The sequence below is a fragment of the Wolbachia endosymbiont of Drosophila leontia genome (genome assembly GCF_028981785.1).
Classification (GTDB): domain Bacteria; phylum Pseudomonadota; class Alphaproteobacteria; order Rickettsiales; family Anaplasmataceae; genus Wolbachia; species Wolbachia pipientis.
The window spans coordinates 1-3,231 of record NZ_JAPQLK010000033.1 but is presented as its reverse complement, the minus strand read 5'-3'; the positions used below and the strand labels follow the sequence as shown (position 1 = coordinate 3,231).

Annotated in this window: 2 protein-coding genes and 1 pseudogene; all 3 read left to right on the top strand. The window is 34.6% G+C overall.

The features are described 5' to 3' along the window. Positions 1 to 371 precede the first annotated feature (371 nt). Positions 372 to 2,759, top strand: coding sequence for a DNA topoisomerase (ATP-hydrolyzing) subunit B (gene gyrB / locus OZD63_RS01005; protein WP_275007864.1), 2,388 nt, complete (start codon positions 372 to 374; stop codon positions 2,757 to 2,759). Between the two features lie 93 nt (positions 2,760 to 2,852). Further along, positions 2,853 to 2,993: a hypothetical protein gene (locus tag OZD63_RS01000; protein WP_275007862.1), complete on the top strand. Its 141-nt coding sequence runs from the start codon at positions 2,853 to 2,855 to the stop codon at positions 2,991 to 2,993. Positions 2,994 to 3,036: 43 nt separating this feature from the next. Continuing rightward, positions 3,037 to 3,231: pseudogene (locus OZD63_RS00995) on the top strand (IS5 family transposase); the annotation flags it as partial.

The following is a 3,231-nucleotide window of genomic DNA, read 5'->3' as shown; positions in this document are numbered from 1 at the left end:
TAGATATACCTCTTTCTTAACTATGCTTATTTTACCTCATATTTTCGAGATCCTTAACAGGTTCTTATAAATACCAGAATAATAAGCTACTGATATTCTCCATCTTTTTTATCTTTAATCCATCATAGCTAGCGATGCAACAAAGCCATTCCAGTGTCAAGCACTGGAATGACATCATCTGTTGTGCAATTTACCTTCAAAAATGAATGTTCGTACAGTTATGGAAGACACATTGGAATGACACTATTTGCTGTCTTCAAAAATAAACATTCGTAAAGTTGTGCTTTTAATATGGGTTATCAGTTTAAAAATGTTGCTAATCAGCATATATGAATGTAATATTAATTAACATTCATAAACGAAGCAATACCATGGAAAATAGTTATAATGCCGATGCAATAAAAATCTTAAGGGGTCTTGATGCTGTAAGGAAACGTCCAGGTATGTACATTGGTGACACTGACGATGGATCTGGCTTGCACCACATGGTATATGAGGTTGTTGATAACGCAATAGATGAATCTTTAGCTGGATATTGTGATCACATTGAAGTTAGCATAAATAAAGATGGTTCAGTATCTGTAACTGATAATGGTCGTGGCATTCCAACTGACATTCATGAAGAAGAAGGAATATCAGCAGCAGAGGTAATAATGACTCAACTCCATGCTGGTGGTAAATTTGACAGCAATACCTATAAAGTTTCTGGGGGATTACATGGTGTTGGAATCTCAGTTGTGAATGCATTATCAAGCTGGTTGGAATTAATTATTTGGCGCAATAAGAAAGAACACTTTATGCGTTTTGAAGATGGTGAGTCTATTGAACCTTTAAAGGTAGTCAACGAAAATACAAACAAAAGAGGAACTAAAGTCACGTTCATGCCATCAACAGAGACTTTTAATGGCATTAATTTCAGTTACTCAACGCTTGAAAGTCGTATAAGAGAATTAGCATTTTTAAATTCAAATATCGACATTACTTTACGTGATCTGCGCAATGAACCATATACAGAATCTCATTTCAATCAGAGCAATCAATCTAAAGACAATTTTGGTACAGCAAATTTTGTGCAGTATTTAGATAAGAATAAGACACATGTAACTAAAATTGCCAGTATGAAAGGAGATGCAGAAGATCTTGGCATCAGCTTGGAAATATCGATGGAATGGAATGACTCCTACTATGAGAATATGTTGTGTTTCACTAATAATATACGGCAACGAGATGGTGGTACGCATTTGGCAGGATTTAGATCTGCACTAACTAGATGTATCAATACCTATGCAACTAATGAAAGGTTTTTAAGGAAAGCAAAAGTAAATTTAACTGGAGAGGACGTTAGAGAAGGTTTAACTTGTGTTTTATCTCTTAAGATGCCTGATCCTAAGTTTTCTTCACAAACAAAAGATAAACTAGTTAGTTCTGAAGCACGTGCAGTTGTAGAAAGTATAGTTTCTGATAAATTGAGCACAATCCTTGAAACTGATCCCAAATTGGCAGCAAGCATAGTAGAAAGAGCAATCAGGTCAGCAAAAGGAAGAGAAGCTGCAAGAAAAGCGCGCGAGCTAGTTAAAAGCAAAAACAATATTGATATTGCAACTCTGCCAGGAAAGCTTGCTGATTGTCAGGAAAAAGCTCCTGAGTTATCGGAATTATTTATAGTAGAGGGTAATTCAGCAGGTGGTACTGCAAAGCAGGGGCGTAATCGTAAAACACAAGCAGTGCTTGCCTTAAGAGGAAAAATTCTAAACGTAGAACGTGTAAGTTTAGATCGTATTTTTTCATCTGCAGAAATAGGCTCTTTAATTACTGCAATTGGTGCTGGAATAGGGAGTGAACACTTCGATATTGAAAAAGCTAGATATCATAAAATTATCATCATGACAGATGCAGATGTTGATGGTTCACATATAAGAACTTTGATTCTAACTTTCTTTTTTAGACATATGCGTGAAGTTATTGAAAAAGGTTACTTATACATAGCACAGCCACCCCTCTATAAAGTTACAAAGAATGCCAAAGACACTTATATTAAAGATGACGAAACTTTTGAAGAGTATATAATAAACTCAGCAGTTAAAAGATTAACACTAAGTGGTACAGCTACAGAATTTAACAACTTGCGCCTTATTTTGAATAAATGCGTTAGCACTTCTAATATTAGCAAAAATTATGATAGAGAAATACCACAAAATCTCTTAGAGTCATTGCTAATTTTAAGTAAAAAGAATGCTCTATCATCGGCTGATGAGATATTAAAGTATTTGAAGTTAATGTACAGCGAATACACTTGGGAAGTGGAAATAAAAGACGAAGAAAAAGAAATTCATATCTCTAAATTGTTTCAAGGATTGGCAGACAAATATATATTTGCACTTAGTATGCTTGAAGGCAAAGATATGCAAAACATATTAAGTTTGCTTGATGGTATAAGTAATTTATTTAATGGTGATTCATTTTTAAAGTCACAAGAAACTGAAATAAGAATCACTTCTCCAAGTACGCTTGCAAAAATAATAATGGACTATGGTAAAAAAGGTTTAACTCTGCAGAGATTTAAAGGTCTTGGTGAAATGAATGCTGATCAGCTATGGGATACTACGTTAAATCCTGAGGCTAGAACTTTATTAAAGGTTGAAATAAAAGATTGTGAAGAAGCTGATTCCATATTTTCAATATTAATGGGTGATATAGTTGAACCACGCCGTGATTTTATTAATAGCAATGCACTTAATGTGCATGATGTTGATATTTGAACTTTTAGCAAAATGTACGAACGTTACGGGTTTAAGCAAAGACTGTGTCATTCAAGTAGCTGACACTGGTTCCTTTATAACGGTGTCATTCCAGTGCTTGACATTAGAATCCAGGTTGCTCACAAGCAAACTAGCATAGAAAGTGGTTACAACGTTTTCGATGAGATTGCAGAAAGGCTGGATTCCAGTGGGCTTTGTTGCATCGCTCAAGTGAAAAGAACTGGCGGTTACTGACAAAATTCATTATAAATAGCCATTTAACTGTTGAAGAAAAAATATGCCACAAAAAATGAGAGTCAGTAACTGCCANNNATATAACAAATTTCTCCAAGAAAGAGGAAGCATTTTTTGTTATATCAATGACGCCATAGAAAATTGGTACGAGAATTGTCCAAAAATGCGGGGCGGCAAGTATATTTATAGTGATAAAGTTGTGATTTTGGTGCATATAATCGTCAGTTTCTTTAGAATT